Origin of the sequence: Delftia sp. UME58, from assembly GCF_014170385.1 — a bacterium.
In the GTDB taxonomy this organism is placed as follows: Bacteria; Pseudomonadota; Gammaproteobacteria; order Burkholderiales; family Burkholderiaceae_C; genus Comamonas; species Comamonas acidovorans.
Map to the genome: position 1 here is coordinate 32,498 of NZ_LZZV01000100.1, position 19,368 is coordinate 51,865.

The 19,368-nt window shown below is 67.6% G+C and carries 13 protein-coding genes; 6 read left to right on the plus strand and 7 right to left on the minus strand.

The genetic code is table 11. From position 1 onward, the window contains the following. Nucleotides 1-216 precede the first annotated feature (216 nt). Nucleotides 217-1,401: a murein transglycosylase A gene (locus A9976_RS25660; protein WP_183021331.1), complete on the minus strand. Its 1,185-nt coding sequence runs from the start codon at nucleotides 1,399-1,401 to the stop codon at nucleotides 217-219. A gap of 324 nt (nucleotides 1,402-1,725) precedes the next feature. On the opposite strand from A9976_RS25660, the gene A9976_RS25665 reads away from it, so the two are divergent. Continuing rightward, nucleotides 1,726-2,427, plus strand: a complete 702-nt coding sequence (locus tag A9976_RS25665) for an OmpA family protein (RefSeq protein ID WP_183021332.1) — start codon at nucleotides 1,726-1,728, stop codon at nucleotides 2,425-2,427. Nucleotides 2,428-2,532: 105 nt separating this feature from the next. After that, a complete protein-coding gene (locus A9976_RS25670; protein WP_183021333.1) occupies nucleotides 2,533-3,807 on the plus strand; it encodes an amino acid deaminase in 1,275 nt (424 codons plus the stop codon). A gap of 5 nt (nucleotides 3,808-3,812) precedes the next feature. Here the strand turns inward: A9976_RS25670 and A9976_RS25675 are convergent, their stop codons facing one another. Genes A9976_RS25675 through A9976_RS25690 form a run of 4 tightly spaced genes read right to left on the minus strand, consistent with a single transcriptional unit; the run spans nucleotide 3,813 to nucleotide 11,515 of the window. Next, nucleotides 3,813-4,442: a response regulator transcription factor gene (locus tag A9976_RS25675; protein ID WP_183021334.1), complete on the minus strand. Its 630-nt coding sequence runs from the start codon at nucleotides 4,440-4,442 to the stop codon at nucleotides 3,813-3,815. Between the two features lie 25 nt (nucleotides 4,443-4,467). Continuing rightward, the gene (locus A9976_RS25680; protein ID WP_183021335.1) at nucleotides 4,468-6,573 is read right to left on the minus strand and encodes a nitrogen regulation protein NR(II); all 2,106 of its coding nucleotides are present in this window, start codon (nucleotides 6,571-6,573) and stop codon (nucleotides 4,468-4,470) included. Next, the gene (locus A9976_RS25685) at nucleotides 6,570-7,385 is read right to left on the minus strand and encodes a carbon-nitrogen hydrolase family protein (RefSeq protein WP_183021336.1); all 816 of its coding nucleotides are present in this window, start codon (nucleotides 7,383-7,385) and stop codon (nucleotides 6,570-6,572) included. Before A9976_RS25685 ends, A9976_RS25680 begins: the two co-directional genes overlap by 4 nt. After that, nucleotides 7,382-11,515 carry a YhdP family protein gene (locus tag A9976_RS25690; protein ID WP_183021337.1) on the minus strand — a complete coding sequence of 1,378 codons (4,134 nt, stop codon included), beginning with the start codon at nucleotides 11,513-11,515 and terminating at the stop codon, nucleotides 7,382-7,384. The genes A9976_RS25685 and A9976_RS25690 overlap by 4 nt, the downstream gene beginning before the upstream one ends. Before the next feature lie 133 nt (nucleotides 11,516-11,648). On the opposite strand from A9976_RS25690, the gene glnE reads away from it, so the two are divergent. Then, nucleotides 11,649-14,393, plus strand: coding sequence for a bifunctional [glutamate--ammonia ligase]-adenylyl-L-tyrosine phosphorylase/[glutamate--ammonia-ligase] adenylyltransferase (gene glnE, locus A9976_RS25695; protein ID WP_183021338.1), 2,745 nt, complete (start codon nucleotides 11,649-11,651; stop codon nucleotides 14,391-14,393). Nucleotides 14,394-14,729: 336 nt separating this feature from the next. Here glnE and A9976_RS25700 read toward each other — a convergent pair whose 3' ends face one another. Next, on the minus strand, nucleotides 14,730-15,350 hold the full coding sequence (locus A9976_RS25700) for a glutathione S-transferase family protein (RefSeq protein ID WP_183021339.1): 621 nt from the start codon (nucleotides 15,348-15,350) through the stop codon (nucleotides 14,730-14,732). Nucleotides 15,351-15,465: 115 nt separating this feature from the next. Between A9976_RS25700 and purB the strand changes: the two genes are divergently transcribed. From purB to A9976_RS25715, 3 genes are read left to right on the plus strand one after another with little or no spacing between them, the layout of a single operon-like run. Further along, nucleotides 15,466-16,845: an adenylosuccinate lyase gene (gene purB, locus A9976_RS25705; RefSeq protein WP_065347260.1), complete on the plus strand. Its 1,380-nt coding sequence runs from the start codon at nucleotides 15,466-15,468 to the stop codon at nucleotides 16,843-16,845. Nucleotides 16,846-16,849: 4 nt separating this feature from the next. Beyond that, the gene (locus A9976_RS25710; protein ID WP_183021340.1) at nucleotides 16,850-17,926 is read left to right on the plus strand and encodes an acyltransferase; all 1,077 of its coding nucleotides are present in this window, start codon (nucleotides 16,850-16,852) and stop codon (nucleotides 17,924-17,926) included. Between the two features lie 27 nt (nucleotides 17,927-17,953). Beyond that, the gene (locus A9976_RS25715; RefSeq protein WP_183021341.1) at nucleotides 17,954-18,514 is read left to right on the plus strand and encodes a YaeQ family protein; all 561 of its coding nucleotides are present in this window, start codon (nucleotides 17,954-17,956) and stop codon (nucleotides 18,512-18,514) included. Between the two features lie 25 nt (nucleotides 18,515-18,539). Here A9976_RS25715 and A9976_RS25720 read toward each other — a convergent pair whose 3' ends face one another. Next, complete coding sequence (locus A9976_RS25720) at nucleotides 18,540-19,253, minus strand: N-acetyltransferase (protein WP_183021342.1); 714 nt, start codon at nucleotides 19,251-19,253, stop codon at nucleotides 18,540-18,542. Nucleotides 19,254-19,368 lie beyond the last annotated feature (115 nt).

Genomic DNA, 19,368 nt, shown 5'->3' on the forward strand with positions numbered 1-19,368 from the left:
GCGCCCTCGCCGCGAGGCGGCTCTTGCTCGGCGCCCCTGGCGTTGGGCCGCGCCAGAGCGAGGGACAGTGGATAGAGGTGTGTCTGCGCTGGTCTTGTGCCATGCGGGGCGAGCCTTGGCGCAAAGGATAAAACCGGCGCACCCCAAAGCGGGGCTGTCGTCCCCCTCCCTCGCGAAGCGAGTAGAGAGGGGGAAGCGGCGTAGCCGCTCAGGGGGTCACCTCAAGTGCGGTGCCTGGCTGGCAAGGCTCCGCGGCCAGAAGGCCCACAGGCGCAGGTTCTGCTTGATGCGGCCGGCCAGGTCGCCCGCTTCGGGGCCCCAGCCCATGAAGTAGTCGGCGCGCACGGCGCCGACGATGGCGCTGCCAGTGTCCTGGGCGAAGACCAGGCGGTTCAGGGCCACGGTGGGCCCTGACGTGGACAGCCAGACCGGCGTGCCATAGGGAATGCTCTGCTTGTCCACGGCGATGGAGCGGCCTGGCGTCAGGGCCACGCCCTGGGCGCCCTTGGGGCCGAACTGAAGGTCCAGGCCTTCCAGCGGCTCCTCGCGGAAGAAGACGTAGCGCGGATTGCTCCACAGCATTTCATTGACGCGGCCGGGGTTGGCGGCCACCCAGGCGCTGATGCCGGGCCAGGTGGCATCGCGCACCAGTCCCTGGTCCAGCAGCCAGCGGCCCACGCTCTTGTAGGGCTGGTCATTGGTGCCCGCAAAGGCGACGCGGATCGTGCGTTGCGCGCCTGTGGGCTCGGTGATGTTCAGGCGCCCCGATCCCTGGATGTGCAACACCATTGCATCGACGGGGTCGCGCATCCAGGCGATGGCGCGGCCGGCCAGGGCCGCCTGGGCCTCGGGCATCGTCTCGATCTGCTGGCGCGAGAACCAGGGCTTGCGGCTGCCGAAGCCGGCGCCGGCCGGCGTCTTGTACAGCGGCACGTTGAAGCCGTCGCCCGGCAGGCGCCGTGCCTCGAACAGCGGCTCGTAGTAGGCAGTCAGCATGCCGTCCGGGCCACCGCCCAGCGCCTCGATGCGGTAGGGCTGCAGATTGGCCATGAGCCAGGCGCGCTGCTCGTCGCCCGTGGCAATGCTCAACTGGCGCACATCGCGGCACAGGCCCGCGAAGACCGAGCTGGGCCGTTCGCAGTTCTTGAGCCAGGCATTCCAGGCTTCGTGCAGCGCGTCCTCCTGCAGGCCGGGCAACTCGCTCCAGTCTGCTGCGATCCAGCGGCTCTTGGTGGGCGTGCTGGTCACCAGCGGGGGCTTGGGCGTGACGGCGGGCGAGCCTCCCGGCTGCAGGTCGGGCACGGGCGAGGGGTCGTAGACCGGTTTGGTGGTGGTCGTGCAGGCGACCAGCGTCCCTACAATCAGCGCCATCGCGGCATGGCGCAGGAGGTGGAAATTCATGGGGTTGATTTTGCTCGAAGCACTGCTGGCCTTGGTGATTCTGGTCGCTATTGTGTGGTGGACCATGTTCTCCGGACGCCGCAAGGGCGAGTTGCCCGTGGACACGCCACGGGATTCGCACCCGTCTCCAGAGAAGCCTTCCCCCGGACAGGATCGCAGAGATCCGTGATGACGCCGCTGCCCACGCTGCGGAGCGGGCGTCGTCCTACGGGTAAGCCCTGCCGGCACTGATACTCTGCTGCACCCGCCGGCCCCAACAATGGGGCCTCGCCGCAGGGATGGCCCTGCGCCAACGCATTCTCTTCGTCCAACAAGGAGTTCCCTATGCGCAAGCACATCGTTCTGGCCGCCGCGACGGCGGCCGCACTGTTCATCTCCGGCTGCGCGAACATGAGCGACACCCAGCGCCGCACGGCCACGGGCGCTGGCGTGGGCGCTGCAGCCGGCGCCGTGCTGGGTGCCGTCACCGGCGGCAGGGCCGGCACGGGCGCCGTGATCGGCGCCGGCGTGGGCGCACTGGGCACCTACATCTGGTCGCAGAACATGGAAAAGCAAAAGCGCGAGATGGAGCAGGCCACCCAGGGCACGGGCGTGAACGTGAGCCAGACGGCCGACAACCAGCTCAAGCTGGACATTCCCAGCGACATTTCGTTCGATACCAACCGGTCCGACATCAAGGGCAACTTCGCTCCCATCCTGGACCGCTTCGCCGAAGGCCTGCGCAACAACCCCAATGCCGAGGTGCGCATCATCGGCCACACGGACAGCACCGGCTCTGACGCCATCAACAATCCGCTGTCGCTGGACCGCGCCAACAGCACGCGCAACTACCTGACCATGCGCGGCGTCTCGGGCGCCCGCATCGCCACCGAAGGCCGTGGCTCGCACCAGCCCGTGGCTTCCAACGACTCGGCCAGCGGCCGTGCCATGAACCGCCGCGTGGAGATCTTCGTGGGCGAGATCCCGCAGCAGCACCAGCAGCAGCCTCAGTATCAACAGCAGCCGCAGTACCAGCAGCCCCGCTGATCCGGGCTCTTCGCCAGATGCAACGCCCCGCGACGCGGGGCGTTTTTGCGTGGGCGGGCACCGGCATTGCCCTATGCTGGCTCCCATCCATCAATGGGGAGTCGTATGAGTGAAGCAAGCACAGCTGGCGTGGTCGACGTGGTCAGCCCGCTCGACAAGGGCCTGGGCGCGCTGTCCGCAGCCTGCACGCCGCAGGACGCTGCCGCGCGGGGCTGGAACCTGCTGCGGGAAGACTTGAGCCTGCCGGTGGCCGTGCTGTCGCAGTCGCGCCTGTCGCACAACCTGGCCTGGATGCAGCGCTTTGTGGATGCCTATGGCGCCCAGCTTGCGCCCCACGGAAAGACGACCATGGCGCCCCGCCTGTTCCGCCAGCAGATCGACGCGGGCGCCTGGGGCATCACGCTGGCCACCGCCCAGCAGACGTGCGTGGCCCATGCCCATGGCGTGCGCCGCGTACTCATGGCCAACCAGTTGATAGGCCGGCGCAACATGGCGGCCGTGGCCGAGCTGCTGGCCGATCCCGGCTTCGAGTTCTTCTGCCTGGTCGATTGTGCCGAGCAGGTCGAGCAACTGGCTGCCTTTTTTGGCGCAGCGGGCCGGTCCGTGCAGGTGCTGATCGAACTGGGCCCGCCTGGCGGGCGCACGGGTGTGCGCTCCGATGCGCAGATGCAGCCGCTGCTGGACGCGCTGGCCCGGGCCGGTGCCGGCGTGCGGCTGGCCGGGATCGAGGTCTACGAGGGCGTGCTCAAGGAAGAAGAGCCCATCCGTACCCTGCTGCAGCGCGCCGTGGACTGGCTGCAGCGGCTGGCGGGCGAGGGCCGGCTGCAGCGCAGCCCGGCCGTGCTCACCGGCGCCGGATCGGCCTGGTATGACGTGGTTGCCCAGGAGTTCGGCAAGGCCGACATTGGCGGCCCGATGGATCTGGTGCTGCGCCCGGGCTGCTATCTCACGCATGACGCAGGCATCTACCAGGCAGCGCAGCGGCGCATCGACCAGACCAATCCCGTGGCGCAGCAGATGCGTGCCAGCCTGCAGCCTGCGCTGCAGGTCTGGGCCTATGTGCAGTCGCTGCCCGAGCCCGGCCGCGCCATCGTGGCGCTTGGCAAGCGCGATACGGCCTTCGAGGCCGTGCCTCCCCGGGCCGCTCTGCGCTACCGCCCTGGCGATGCCGCGCCCGTGGCGGCCCCCCCGCATTGGGAGGTCACGGCCATGATGGACCAGCATGCCTTTCTGACGGTGGCCGAGGGCGATGGCCTGCGCATAGGCGACATGCTGGCCTTCGACATCTCGCACCCCTGCCTTACCTTCGACAAATGGCGGCAGTTGGCCGTCGTCGATGACCGCTATGACGTGGTGGACGTGATTGCCACGTATTTCTGAAGGGGTCAGTCGTGTGTGCGCAGCAGGTTGGCCAGTTCAACGGCCGACTTGACCTGCATCTTGTCGAAGACGCGCGCGCGGTGAACCTCGACGGTGCGCACGCTGATGTCCAGCTGGTCGGCGATGAGCTTGTTGGGAATGCCCTCGACCACCAGGCGCATCACGTCGCGCTCGCGTTCCGTCAGCTCGTTCAAGCGTGCGCGCACGGCTTCGCGCGCACGGGTTTCGGCCTGGTGCTGGGCCGACAGTTCCAGCGCCTGTTCGATGCGGTCCACGAGGGCATTGTCCGAGAATGGCTTCTCGCAGAAGTCGAAGGCACCGCGCTTGACGGTGTCCACGGCCGTGGGCACGTCGGCATGGCCGGTCAGGAAGATCACGGGCATGCCTGCGATCTGGTTGCGTTCCAGCATGAGGTTGAACAGCGCCAGCCCGCTCATGCCGCCCATGCGCATGTCCAGCAGCAGGCAGCAGGGATTGCGCGGCGGCGGGCGCGACTGCAGCATGGCATCGAAGGCCTCTGCGCTGGCATAGCATTCGCTGAGCAGGCGGCGCGAGCGCAGCAGCCAGGCCAGCGCTTCGCGGACATCGGTGTCGTCGTCGACGATGTAGACGGTGGCGTCGGGTACAGGTTCCATGGGCCTATTGTTCCATTTGTTCCATCTATGCCTGCACCTGCGCGGGGCTGTGCGCCGGCAGCGTGAAGGCGAAGACGGTTCCGCGCGGGCTGTGGGGGCTGTGCTGCAGGTGGCCGCCATGCTGCTCGACCACGGTGCGGCACAGGCTCAGGCCCAGGCCCATGCCCTCGTTGCGCGTGGTGAAAAAGGGCGTGAACAGCTGCTCCGCCACATGCTGGGGAATGCCGCTGCCGCAGTCGATGACCGCGAATTCCACCCAGCTGCGGCGCGTGCTGGCGGCCGCACGGCGCACGCGCAGCTGCAGCTCGCGCTCCATGGTCTCGGGCGAGTCCATGGCCTGCATGCCGTTGCGCGCCAGGTTGAGCAGCACCTGCTCGATCATGGTCGGATCGCAGAGCACGGGCGAGAGGCCGGGCTCGATGTCGGTGGTCACACGCACGCCCAGGTTGCGTGCCTGCAGGCTGATCAGCGGCAGCACGGCGTCTATGAGTTCGGCGGCGCCTATGACTTCGCGGGACTGGTCGCGCCGCCGCACGAAATCGCGCACGCTCTTGATCACGCGGCCTGCGCGGTCGGCCTGGAAGCTGATGCGCTCCATGGCCATGCGCAGGTCCTGCAGTTGCTGGCGCAGCCGGGCTTCATTGCCCGAGATGGCGCCGCCCGCACCCGCACCCGTGTCATCGTCGCTCCCCAGCATGTTCAGCGATCCCGTGGCGTAGCTGGAGATGGCCACCAGCGGCTGGGTGAGTTCATGGCTCAGCAGCGAGGCCATCTCGCCCACCGTGGCCAGGCGGGCCGTGGCCTGCAGGCGCTCCTGCGAGGCGCGTGAGATCTCTTCCATGCGCTTTTGCTCGCTGATGTCGATGAAGGCACTCATCCAGCCGGTGTGCTGGCCCTGGGCGTTGATCAGCGGCGCCTCGAAGATCAACACCGGAAAGCGCGTTCCGTCCTTGCGCATGAAGATGCTTTCGTGGCCCTCGCGCGGTGGCGGTGCGTTGCCGGACAGGCGGCTGTCGCGCCGGCGCGCGTAGATTTCGGCGCGCTCGGGCGGCCAGTAGGGTGCAATGCTCAGTCCCAGCAATTCCTCGGCCGTGAAGCCCACCATGCTGCAGAAGGCCGGGTTCACATAGCTGATGCGGCCCTGCAGATCGCGCGCGCGCAGGCCCGTGACCAGCGAGTCCTCCATGGCCTTGCGAAAGGCCAGCGCATCGCCCAGATCGCGCTCGGCGCGCAGGCGTCGGCGGTTGTCGCGCACCAGCACGGCGACCACGGAGACCAGGGCGATGGACATCAGCGTCACCAGGGCAGTGAGCACGTTGGGGAACACGCTGGGCGCGCGGTGCCAGCTGTCCATGCGCAGCACCAGGGTGCTGCCCGGCAGGTCCAGCAGCTGCTGCGCCGTGAACATGCGGGTGCCGCGCCAGGAGGCGCCCAGCAGGGCCAGGCGCGTGCCGTCCGGCTCGGTGAAGGACACTTCCTGGGTGCGCGGCAGGTTCTTGCTGACCTGGGTGATCAGCAGGCTTTGCAGGCTGTAGGTGCCGATGACAAAGCCGATGATGTGGCCGCTTTGCGTCAGGGGCAGGCAGACCTCCATCATCTCCGTGCCAAGGCCTTCGGCCAGCAGCTGGAAGTAGCTGGGCGAGTAGGCCGGGCCGTTGAGGCGGCGCGCGTGGGTGCAGGTCAGCACGGCCTCGGGGTGGGTGTTGTTCGTGCGCAGCTGGTCTTCCCACTGCACGTTGCGGTAGGGCGTCTCGGCATGGGAGCGGATCTGCAGGCCTGCATCGCGCCATTCGATGCGCATCAGCTCGCGGCGCACCTGCAGCAGCTCGGCGGCGCGGGTTTTCCACTCGGCGGGATCGTTGTCGGGCGCGTTCAGCGCCTGCAGGTCCTGCAGGTTGCGGTTGAGCGCGGCGCGTATGTCGGCCACGGCATTGGCGGTGTCGCGCTCCAGCTTGTCCTGGACCTGGGAGGCCTCGTAGCGTCCGGCCAGCCAGACCATGGTGATGAGCATGCTGGCCACCAGAGCGACCAGCAGGCTCCACAGCGACCAGCGCCGCCAGGCGGTGCGCCAGCGGCGCCAGGGCCAGCGGCCTTCGGCAGGAGCGGGCGTGGACAGGTGCAGCGGATTCACAGGACGCGGTGCTCCAGGGCCGGGAGCTGGCGGCGCACATGCGCCAGGCGCTCGCGCCTGATCTCTCCCAGCACCACGCCGGCGCCCTCGGCCTGCTGCGCCAGCACCATGCCCCAGGGGTCGGCCAGCAGGCTGTGGCCCCAGGTGCGGCGGCCGTTCTCATGGTGGCCGCCCTGGGCGGGCGCCAGCAGGTAGGCCTGGTTTTCGATGGCGCGGGCGCGCAGCAGTACCTCCCAGTGGGCCAGACCCGTGATGTGGGTGAATGCGGCGGGCACCAGCAGCAGGTCGGCGCCCTGCTCGGCCAGTCGGCGGTACAGCTCGGGAAAGCGCAGGTCGTAGCACACGCTCAGGCCCAGGCGCCAGGACTCGCCCTCGTGCGAGGTGATGTCGCAGGTCACGGGCGTATGGCCGGCCTGTACCACGGCGGCTTCCGTGTAGCGCTCGCGGCCATTGTCGTAGTGGAACAGGTGGATCTTGTCGTAGCGCGCCACGCATTCGCCCTGGGGCGAGAACACCAGCGAGCTGTTGAGCACGTGGGCATCGTCATCGGCCACCAGGGGCAGGGTGCCGCCGACGATCCACAGCTGCAGTTCGCGTGCTGCGCGGCGCAGGAAGTCCTGGATGGGGCCTGCGCCGAAGCTCTCGCGGTAGGCCAGCTTGTCGGTGTCGCGCAGGCCCATGGCGCAGAAATACTCGGGCAGGGCCGCGAGTTCGGCCCCCTGCTCGCGCGCCTGGCGCAGCAGTGCCAGCGCCTGGTCGAGGTTGGCGCGCACATCGGGTTCCGACACCATTTGCAGGGCTGCGATTTTCATGGGCTCTCTCCTGAAGGGGCTGACTCGGTGGCGATGGAGGGCGTGCGCGATGGTGTGTCAGAGGGCATCGCTGCCCGGCGGCGCGGCAAGGCCGTGACCTGGGGATCGTCCCAGCTGCCGTCGATGCGAAATTCCTTGGTGGCCGCCGCGATCAACGGGCCCCGCAGCAGCACCTGCGCCAGAAAGCTGCCCAGGCCGACCACGGGATTGATGGCCGTGGCCACCAGCGAGGCGGTCATGGCGTTGATCTCGGGCACCACCACCACATGCAGATTCTGCGTCTCCTGGACCAGGTCGGCCGTGCCCTCCATCAGCACGGCGGCGTTGACGCCCTTCATCTGCATGTTGTTGGTGCGCGCCACGCCATCGGTGATCTGCACATCGCCGCGCATGAAATCGAAGGCGAAGCCGTTGCTGAAGACATCGCGGAAATCCAGCGTCAGCCGGCGTGGCAGCGCCTGTAGGCTGAGCACGCTCAGCAGCTTGGCCAGGCCCGGTTCGGCCTTCAGGAACTGGCCGGTCTGCACATCCAGGTGCATGGAGCCCGAGAGGCTGCGGAAATCGGGCGTGATGGGCGAGCCCGTCCAGCCCGCCGATCCCTGCAGCACGCCCTTGCCGTTGCCCACCACGCCAGGCATATCGAAGCGCGTGAGCAGCTTGCCCACGTCGCGCAGGTCCAGCTGGAACTGCAGCTGGCTGCGCCCCGGATGCTCGGACTGCCCCTGGGGCAGGCGCCACTGGCCGTTGGCCGTCAGCGTGGCCTCGGGCGTGGAAATGTTGAAGCGCGACAGCTGCCATTCGCGCGCCGCCGCGTTGCCGGGCACAGGGCGGTTGCGGGCCTCGACCTCCAGGCGGCCCAGCGCGTGGCCCGACAGGTGCATGTCGTCCACCACGATCTGCAGCGCCGGCAGCTGGCGCGGCCCTTCGCTGAACAGGGCGTCCACGCGTTCGGACTTGGCCTCCGGCACCGTCAGGCGCGACAGCCGGGCGACCAGCTGCCCCTCGGGCTGGGCATCCGTGCCTTCACGAAAGCCCACGTAACCATCCAGCTCCTGGGAGGTGAGATTGCTGTGCCACGAGCCGCCATCGCGCGAGATGCCCGCCACCACGTCGTGCAGCTGCCGCCCCTTGGCCTGCAGCTGCTTGACGCGCAGGGTCAGCCGGTCGGGGAGGTACTCGCGTGCAGGGTCTGCGGCATCGGCGGGCTCCGGCTTGGCGCCGCTGGACTGCGGTGCCAGTGCCAGCCAGTCATCGAGATTGAAGAGCGGCAGCTGCACGTGGGCCTGCACGCCCTGGCCCGAAGTGGATGCCGTGCCCGCTTCCTGGCCTATGAGGATGCTGCCGTGCAGCACACGGCTGTGCTTGCCGCTGATGTCGCGCTCATAGAACACCGAGCCCGTATCGCCCAGTTGCACGCTGATCTGGTCGCGCAACGGAGCATCGGGCGAGGCGAAGGAGTCCGGTGCGAGCTGATGGCTCACGGCCAAGGGCTGGCTGGATTCCGCCGCCTTGCCCAGCGGGGCGGGCAGGTGGATGCGCATGCCTTGCAGGCTGGACTGGACCTGGATTTCGGGTGTTCCGCGCCGCACCTTCAGCAGCAGTGAGTAGGGCGACTGGCCCTCGGCATGGCGGGCCAGGTCGGCCACCCAGCCCAGCTCCCTGGCGTCGCGCAGCCCCTGTGCCGTGGCCGTGCCCTGCACACGCACCTTCACGGAGGATTCGGTGGCCGGCGCATTGCGCGCCAGCGCCTGCATGCCGCCATCGGCGCGCAGCTCCCCGCCCAGCGCGCGCGCCTGCAGGCCGGCCAGCGAGAAGCCGGTTTCTGAGAACTTGACGGCCCCGCGCAGCTGGCTCAGATGGGGCGTCTGATCATCGAGCTGCAGGGAGTTGCCCGCCAGCGTGACCTGTCCGGACACCTTGCTGCGGTCCAGATGGTCGATGGGCAGGTGCAGCTGCAGGGCCAGTTGCGCGGCGCCCGTGGCCTCGCTGCCGTCCAGCACATGTCCTGTGAGAGCCGACAGTGCCGAAGTCCTGACCACCCCCAGCATGTCGGCCAGCGGGCCCTGGCCCTTGGCGGTGACGGCCACCTCGGTGTGGGCCAGGTCGGGAATGCTGGCCTGGATGTCGCGCATCTGCAGCTGCGGATAGCCGGCGAACTGGCCGCGCGCATTGCGCACGGACATGGAGGAGCGGTCAAAGACCAGCTCTCCGGACAGATCGACCAGGGCCGGCCAGGGCGCCTCGCCATGCGTGAGCAGATGGGGCGGCACATATTCATAGTGCACGTCATGCAGCTTGGCCGCGATGTGGAACTCGCCCTGGCTGGGCTTTTCGGCCGGCACGTGGTCCAGGTTGCCGCGCACCTTGAAGTTCACCGTGCTTGCGCGCCCGGCGTGGATGGCCTCTCGCACGTAGTGGCGCGCATCGGCGGGAATCTCCAGCGGCAGGTAGCGGTGCACGCGCGTGCCGTCGGCGTTGCGCAACTGGCCCTGCAGGTCGAGCACGCCGGGAAAGCGCGGCTGCCTGTCGCTGCCGTCGCCAGTGTGCCATTGCGCACGGGCCTCGCCCTCGGTGTCATCGTTGGCAAAGCGCAGGTTGGGCACTTGCACGCTGATGGCCTGGCCGCGCAACTGCCAGCGCAGGCTGGCTTGCAGGCGGTGCAATGGAATCTCGGGCTCCTCGAATACGCCGGGGAAGGTCAGCGCAGCCGGTTGCCGGGCCGTGCCCTCCATCTCCAGCTGGGCCTGTCCGCCGTCCTGGTCCAGCGAGAAGCGCGCGTTCAGGCCCTTGATGCCGGGCATGCCCGGCTTCGTGGGGCCTTCGGACGATGCCACGCCGTCGATCGACAACTGCTGCAGCTCGCCGCTGGCCTTGTACTGCTGCACAGCCTGCAGCGGGCCGCGCCAGCTTGTCTGGAACTGGCGCAGCTGGCCGGCCGGGGCCATGCCGGCCAGATGGCGCTGCAGCTGCTCGGGCAGCGGCAGGCGCTGGCCCAACTGGGCGAGGATGGCCAGGTCGATGCCATCGGCCTGGAACTCGCCCTGCTCGCCCAGCGCTCCCTGCGTGCTGGCGCCCGCAGGGCTGTAGCGCGCACGCAGATTGCCTGCCGGCCAGTGCAGGCCGTCGCCCGTGGAGAATTCCAGGTTCTGCGCCGCGAAGCGCCAGCCATCCTGATGCTGCACGCTCAGCCGGCCCGTCAGCGCCTGCAACTGCAGCGGCTCCAGGTTTTCGCGCCACTGCAGTTGCAGGGCATTCACCGCCACATCGGCCATGGCGCCCACGGGCTGGCCCTGGCGCAGGTCGATCCAGGCGCGCATTGCGCCCCGGCCCTGCTGCAGGCGCAGGTCGGACGTATCCATGTACTGCCCGAGCCGGGACAGGTCGATCTGCGTGAACATCGCGTGGGCCTGTCCGCTCCAGCGCTGCCAGTTGCCCTCGTGCGTGGACAGCAGCGGCTCGCGGAACAGGCCGGCGAGCATGAAGCGCTCGCCCCAGCCTTCGGGCGGCGTGGCATCCAGGCGCATTCCGTGGCTCCAGCCCTTGTTGCGCAGTACCAGGTCCACATCGCGCAAGGCCAGCGGCGGTGCCTGGCGCAGCTCGTCCACCCACAGCAGGCTGCCGCCGCGCAGGGCCAGCTCGGTCTGGGAAAACAGCCAGTCGGCGGCGGCATTGTCCCCGCCGGATGAAGGGCTGATCTCGATGCCGGCCACGAAGACACGGCCATCGGCCGCGCGGCGGACCATGAGTTCGGGGCGGTCGATATAGATCTGCTCCACGCCCAGGCGCATCAGCGAGCGGGCCGAAACGGCCACCACCACGCTGGGCAGGCGCAGGGCGTCTGCCGAATGTTCGGGGTCTTGCACCACCACGTCGCCCAGCTCGAAGCGGGGGACCAATCCCTCGCTGCGGGCCGTGATGCTGCCTATGCGAACCGGTAGGCCCAGCGTGCGTGAGGCCAGGGATTCCAGCTGAGGACGCCATTCGCCGATTCGCGGCACAATCCAGCCATGGAGCACCCCCCACACGGAGGCGAGGACCAGCCAGAAGGCCAGGACCAGCCCCAGTGACCACCGCGCAAGGCCGGCCATCCAACGGGTCAGGCGTGTGGGGTGCGGTTTCGGTTCGATCATCGGCGGCATCAGCTATGACGGGAATTATGACCGGCGCCCCCAGGGCCTGGGCGGTAACCAAGGGTTGCTGCAATCCCTCTGCGCGTGAGTGGCCGCTTCTTTCGCGTTCCGTATGCAATCCTCAGAGCACGCAATGGCAGGTACGGCCTTGAATGTCACCGCACAGGCCGCCTATTCCCGTTTTCACCAACGGCTGCACCGTCGCTATGGCGACGAGCTGAGCCTTTTGCCGCCGGGCCCGCCCGAGCGCGCCTCCATGGAGCAGGCCCTGGCGGCGCTGCTGGAGCGCGGGCTGGACCTGTCGGCCGCCCTGCGCGTGCTGCGCCAGCTGGTCATGGAGCGAACCATGGTGCTCGACTGCGAGCAGCAGGCGCCGCTGGCCGTGGTCACGCGGGCCGTGACCGAGCTGGCCGAGCTGGCGCTGGAGCGCGCCTGCATCCAGGTGCGCGCCGAACTCGATGCGCGCCATGGCGCACCGCAGGGCCCCGAGGGCCGGCCCGTTCAGCTGTGGATCATCGGCATGGGCAAGCTGGGCGCGCGCGAGCTCAATGTCTCCAGCGACATCGACCTTATCTACGTCTACGAGCAGGACGGCGACACGGCCGGCCTGCCCGACGGGCGCGGCGTTCTGTCCAACCATGAGTACTTCGCGCGCGTTGTCAAAGGCATCTATGGACTGATCGGCGACACCACCGAGCACGGATTCGTGTTCCGCGTGGACCTGGCGCTGCGTCCCAACGGCAACTCGGGGCCGTCGGCTGTCTCGCTGGCCTCGCTGGAGGAGTATCTGCAGACCCATGGCCGCGAGTGGGAGCGCTTCGCCTGGCTCAAGAGCCGGGTGGTGGCGCCCATGGACAGCGTGCGCTCCACGCAGGTGCAGGCGCTGCGTGCCGTGGTCCTGCCCTTCGTCTTTCGCCGCTACCTGGATTACGCGGTCTTCGATGCGCTGCGTTCGCTGCACCGCCAGATCCGCGAGCATGCCGCGCGGCGCAGCGCAGGCCATCCCGGCCGCTCCAACGACGTCAAGCTCTCGCGCGGCGGTATCCGCGAGATCGAGTTCACCGTGCAATTGCTGCAGGTGGTGCGCGGCGGCCAGTTCCCCGAGCTGCGCTGCCGCCCCACGCTGGAGGCGCTGGGGCGCCTGGCACGCGCCGGCCTCATGAGCCAGGAGGTTGCCGACGCCCTGGGCGCGGCCTATACCTTTTTGCGCCGTGTCGAGCACCGCATCCAGTACCTGGACGACCAGCAGACCCACGTGCTGCCCACGCGCGACGATGACCTGGAATGGATTGCGCGCACCATGGGCTTTGCCGATACCTGCGCCTTCCTGCACCAGTTCGACGCCCACCGCGAAAAGGTGGCCGAGGAGTTCGACACCCTGCTCGGCGGCTCGGCCCCGCCGCAATGCAGCGCGGGCCGCTGCAACGGCGCCCGCAGCCCTGCACAGGGAGGAACGCCGCGCGAGATCGATGGGCTCATGGAGCAGCTGCCGCCCGCCCTGGCCGCCCACGTGGCCGACTGGCGCGGCAACGCCCGCATCGCCAACCTGCGCGACGAGGCGCGCGGCCGGCTGTTCCGCCTTGTGCAGCGCACTGCGCAATGGGTGGCCGAGCGCAGCGTGCCCGAAGACGCCGCAGTGCGCTTTCTGAACTGGCTGGAGCCGCTGCTGCGCCGCGAAAGCTATCTGGCCCTGCTGCTGGAGCGCCCTGCCGTGCACGAGCGGCTGCTGGACCTGCTGGGCGCGGCGCGCTGGCCCGCGCGCTACCTGCAGCAGCACCCGGGCGTGATCGACGAGCTGGCCAACGACGCCATGCTGGGCGAGCGCTTCTCTCCCATGGATTTCGAGCATGAGCTGGCCCTGCGCCTGGCCGCGCTGCAGACCACGGGCGAGGACGACGACGAAACCCTGCTGAACCTGCTGCGCCGTGCCCACCATGCCGAGGTCTTCCGCACGCTGGCGCGTGATATCGAGGGCCGCATCACGGTCGAGCAGGTGGCGGACGACCTCAGTGCGCTGGCCGACTGCGTGCTGCGCGTGACGGCCAGCTGGTGCTGGAGCCGGCTCAAGAACCGCCACCGCGAGTCGCCGCAGTTCGCCATCATTGGCTACGGCAAGCTCGGCGGCAAGGAGCTGGGCTACGGCAGCGACCTGGACATCGTCTTCGTCTTCGATGACGACGACGAGCACGCCTCCGAGATCTATGCCGCCTTTGTGCGCAAGCTCATCAACTGGCTGGCCGTCAAGACGGGCGAGGGCGATCTGTTCGAGATCGACACCGCGCTGCGCCCCAACGGCAACTCGGGCCTGCTGGTGACCAGCTTCGCCTCCTATGCCAACTACCAGCAGCAGCGCGGCAGCAACACGGCATGGACCTGGGAACACCAGGCCATGACGCGGGCGCGCTTCGTGCTGGGCAGCGACGATCTGCAGGCCCGCTTCGACGCCGTGCGCGAGGCCGTGATCACCGCGCCGCGCGACGCCGCGGCCCTGCGCGACGAGATCGTGGCCATGCGCGAACGCGTGCGCACTGCGCATCCGGTGCGCGGCGGCCTCTTCGACGTCAAGCACAGTCCCGGCGGCATGGTCGATGTGGAGTTCGCGGTCCAGTACCTGGTTCTCTCGCAATCGGCCCTGCATCCGGGGCTGATGGCCAACCTGGGCAACATCGCGCTGCTGCAGCGTGCGGAAGAGGCGGGCCTGCTGCCTGCAGGCGTGGGCCAGCAGGCCGCCCGGGCCTACCGTGAACTGCGCCGCCTGCAGCACGTGGCGCGGCTGGACGAGCGAACGGCCCAACTGGTACCGGGCCAGGCCGAACCGCTCAGTGCGCCGGTCAAGGCCCTGTGGGAAGCGGTTTTCACGGGGGCCATGCTGGGATGAGGATGCCGTCCCGTCAGCATCCGTCGAAGATGGCCTACAGCAGGATGACGCTCCTCGTCAAAATGTTACATTTTTCCCGCCCCGGACCCCTGGAACTTCTGCAAAAGTAGCTCATCTATTGGACAGGTTGACGAGAGAGGGCATACAGACCGAATTTCACGTTGCGAAGCCTCTGGGGCCACAGTCCTGAACTGTTCCGCCCGAAGCGCTTCTCCTCCCTCCCTCTCTTTATTCGTTTCGGGATGCTTCGCAACTTTTTTATGCCAGCAAAAAGGCCACCCATCGGGTGGCCTTTTTTGTCGCCGCTGCAGTTGTCGTTGCGGGGTTGACCCGCTTTCAGGGCTGGGGCGGGCGCGTGGCCGCAAAGCTGGCGCGTTCCGCCAGCTTGGCCTGCAAGGCAGCCAGATTGGGGTGGTCGGCGCGCCAGTCCAGCTCGGGAAAGCGAAAGTCCAGCCAGCCCAGCGCGCAGCCCACGCACACGTCGGCCAGGGTGAAGTGGATGCCGCAGCAATAGGGCTTGTCGCCCAGGCCCTGGGACATCACGTTCAGTGCGGCGCGCACCTTGGCGAGCTGGCGGTCTATCCAGGCCTGGCAACGCTGCTCTTCGCTGCGGCCATCCCAGGTGGCTTCGAGTCGGGCCAGGGCTCCGGCGTCCAGCACGCCATCGGCCAGGGCTTCCCAGGTCTTGATCTCGGCACGCTCGCGGCCTGTGCCCGGGATCAGCTTGCCTACCGGGGAAAGTGTGTCCAGATATTCGACGATCACGCGCGAGTCGAACATGGCATCGCTGCCGTCCATGACCAGGCGCGGCACCTTGCCCAGCGGGTTGCCGGTGCCGGGCGACAGCTCGCGGCTCCAGGGGTTTTCCTCGACGAACTGATAGTCGAGCCTTTTCTCGGCCAGTACGACGCGTACCTTGCGTACGTAGGCGCTGGTGGAGGAACCTATCAGTTTCATGGCTGTTTTCCGTGGCGAAGAGGCGGCCCATGGGCGGGCAGCCGATTCTATGCGCTGCCCGGCGATCTCCCCCTGCAGCCCCCGTTTTTGCCGCGCGCACCTACAATCACGGCCCATGAATCTGCCGCACATCTCCGCCCTGTCCCCGCTCGACGGCCGCTACGCCGCCAAACTGTCTCCTCTGCGCCCGATCATGAGCGAGATGGGATACATGCACCGCCGCGTGCAGGTGGAGGTGACCTGGTTCATCGCCCTGTCGGACGCCGGCTTTGCCGAGTTCAAGCCCCTGACCGAAGGCGCCCGCGTCTATCTGCAGGATCTGGTGAAGAACTTCTCCGAGGCCGATGCCGTGGCCATCAAGGACATCGAAAAGACCACCAACCACGACGTCAAGGCCGTGGAGTACTGGATCAAGGGCAAGTTCGACGGCCGTCCCGAACTGCTCAAGGCCGCCGAGTTCGTGCACTTCGCCTGCACCAGCGAGGACATCAACAACACCAGCCATGCGCTGCAACTGCGCGCCGGCCGTGACAGCGTGCTGCTGCCGGCCTTGACGGGCATCACCGCCAAGCTGCGCGAGATGGCCCACGCCTACGCGGCCGTGCCCATGCTCAGCCGCACGCATGGCCAGACCGCCAGCCCCACCACCGTGGGCAAGGAAATCGCCAACGTGCTGGTGCGCCTGGAAAAGGCCGCTGCCCGCATCGCCGAGGTCAAGCTGCTGGCCAAGATGAATGGCGCCGTCGGCAACTACAACGCCCACCTGTCGGCCTGGCCCGAGTTCGACTGGGAAGCCTTCAGCAAGAAGGTGATCGAGTCGCCCGAGCCCCAGGGCCTGGGCCTGAGCTTCCAGCCCTACTCGATCCAGATCGAGCCGCATGACTACATGGCCGAGCTGTTCGACGCCATCGCGCGCGCCAACACCATCCTCATCGACTTCTCGCGCGATGTCTGGGGCTATGTGTCCCTGGGCTACTTCAAGCAGCGCCTGAAGGCCGGCGAGATCGGCTCGTCCACCATGCCGCACAAGGTCAACCCCATCGACTTCGAGAACGCCGAAGGCAATCTGGGCCTGGCCAACGCCCTGCTCAAGCACCTGGCCGAAAAGCTGCCCATCTCGCGCTGGCAGCGCGACCTGACCGACTCCACCGTGCTGCGCAATATCGGCGTGGCCATGGGCTATGCCACGCTGGCCTACAGTTCGCTGATGACGGGCCTGAACAAGCTCGAGCTCAACGAAGAGCGCCTGCAGGAAGACCTGGACCACGCCTGGGAAGTGCTGGCCGAGCCCATCCAGACCGTCATGCGCCGCTACGGCGTGCAGGGCGCCTACGAAAAGCTCAAGGAAGTCACGCGCGGCAAGACCGTGCAGGCCGAAGACCTGCACCGCCTGATCAACGGCCTGGAAATTCCCCAGGCCGACAAGGACCGCCTGCTGGCCATGACGCCTGCCTCCTACGTGGGCAAGGCGGCCGAGCTGGCTCGCCGCGTTTGAGTTGATGCAGGTGATCCCAGGGTCCGAAACTGCCCTGCGCTCCAACAATTTCGATGCCTTCAGGCTGCTGGCAGCCCTGCTGGTCATTTGGAGCCACCAGTTCGCGGTCCTTGGGATGCCCATCCCGACGCTGCTTTACGACAAGCCCGGGGCCGTGGGCGTTGTCATTTTTTTTGCCATCAGCGGCTATTTGGTGATGCTGTCCTGGCTGGCAGATCCACACCTGGGCCGATTCGCGATGCGCAGGGGGTTGCGCATTTGGCCGGGCTTGACTGCTGCCGTGGTCTTGTGTGCGCTGGCACTGGGGCCGCTGGTGAGTTCGCTGTCCTTGGACGCGTATTTCGCGCATCCGCTGACCTGGAGCTATTTCAGCAATCTCTGGCTGCAGACGCGATATGAGCTGCCTGGCGTATTCGAGACGAATGTGCTGCGCACAGCAGTCAACGGCCCGCTGTGGACCATTCCTCTGGAGGTCGGCTGCTATGTGGCGCTGGGCGTAGCAGGTAGTCTGGGCCTGCTGCGTTGGCGTCATACCGCACCCTTGATCTTTGTGGCATTGATGGTGGCGCTTTGGCGACGTTACAGCATCGCTCCCGGCGAGCCCATGCCTGAATGGTCGTTCGCGCTGCAGTATGCGATGGTGTTCTCGCTCGGCGCCACGCTGGCATGCTGGCGCCATCTCTGGATCTCCCGGCGGATGCCGGCCCTTGCCTTGTTGCTGGCCGGCTGCGTGCTGCTGCATGCCACGGGGCCTCTGATCCTGGTGCTGCAAGCGCCTTTGCTGGCAATGGCCGTGCTGGCGGTGATGCTGGGCTCCGCCAGCACACCCCTGCTACGACAAGCTGGTCGCTTTGGTGATTTGTCTTACGGCCTGTACATTTACGCCTTTCCCGTTCAGCAGGCAGTGGTCTGGTACTTTTCAGGCCGGATCGGCTTTGTGGCGGCGCTGGCCTGCAGTCTTGTGGGGGCTGGCCTATTGGCGATGCTGTCCTGGCACCTTGTCGAAAAGAAGGCGCTGGCCTTCAAGCCACGCAAGCCGACTGTCTCCTCCCTCGATATTCCTGCGCATCTGGCCTCCTGATGGCCATGCGCTGTCCCAGGTTTTCTCATGGCCCTCAAATCCACCATCTTCAAGGCGAACCTGTCCATCGCCGACATCGACCACGGCTACTACGCCGACCATTCGCTGACCCTGGCGCGCCATCCCAGCGAGACGGACGAACGCATGATGGTGCGCCTGGTGGCCCTGGCCCTCAATGCACACCAGCTCAATGACATGTGCAAGGGCGACGGGACGCTGGCGTTTGGCGCAGGCCTGTCCGATCCCGAAGACCCCGATGTCTCGCTGACCGACTTCACGGGCGCCAAGCGCCTGTGGATCGAGGTCGGCCAGCCCGAGGAAAAGCCCATCGCCAAGGCCTGCAACAAGTCCGATGCGGTGGTGCTCTACGCCTTTCACCATGCGGCCGAGGTCTGGTGGAAGGGCCTGGAGGGCAAGCTGGCGCGGCTGGGCAAGCTGCAGGTTTGGCGCATTCCTTCCGAAACATCCCAGTCCCTGGCGGAACTGGCCGAGCGCAGCATGCAGCTGCAGGCCACCATCCAGGAAGGCGCGCTGACGCTCAGCAGCAACCTGGGCACGGTCTTCATCGAGCCGCTGCGCTGGAAGTAAGCGGGCTTTCGCTCAGGCCTGTGCCTCAGCCAGGCAACTGCATCCGGACGGCCTGGGCAAAGGACTCCACGGTCCAGCCCGCGCCCAGCAGCATGCGGCGCGTGGACAGGCGGTCCATGACATCGTCCGGCACATTGCGGCCCAGATGGATGAGCGACTTGCTGTCCGCAATGCCCACATAGCGACCGTCATAGGTTCGCGCCAGATGGTTCCACAGGCCGTGGGCGCCTGGCGACTGGCGTGCACCGCTGACCAGGCAAGTGCCTTTGTCCAGCACGCTGCGATACACGGCGCTGGCAATGCCGCGCCGCTGGTAATCCGGTGCAAAGCGCGAATGCGGCGAGCGCACGCGGCGGTCGGTGCGCTTGTCCACCTCGACCAGGCGATTGAACACCGTGTAGCCGGCCAGGCAGCGCCGCTCCATATCCTCCACGTAGGCAAACCATTCGCCGTCGGCTTCACGCCAGTGCAGCTGGAACTGCGGGTCGTGCAATGGGCGGCGCTCCAGGCCATGGAGCTTGTTGCCGGGCTGGTACAGGCGCTCATGAATGGCTTCGAGCTCGCCCTCCACCAGCGGCTGCATCACGTCGATGCGCAGCTCGGTGACGTGGCGTGGCGCGCAGCGGGGCAGGGCGCGATGCGCCACGGTATCGCTCAGATGGCGCAGATGTCGCAAGAGCGTGGAAAAAGAGGGGCCGGCAAAAGAGGGCCCGGCTGGGGCAGGGGCTAGACAGGTCACGGCAGGGCTCGCTTCGTCGGCTCGCCTTGTGGCCGGGCAGACGCGTGAAAATCCGACCGCCTTCAGGCTTCAGGATGAAGGCGGCGCAAGAAGAGCGGATTCAGTGAGGCGACGC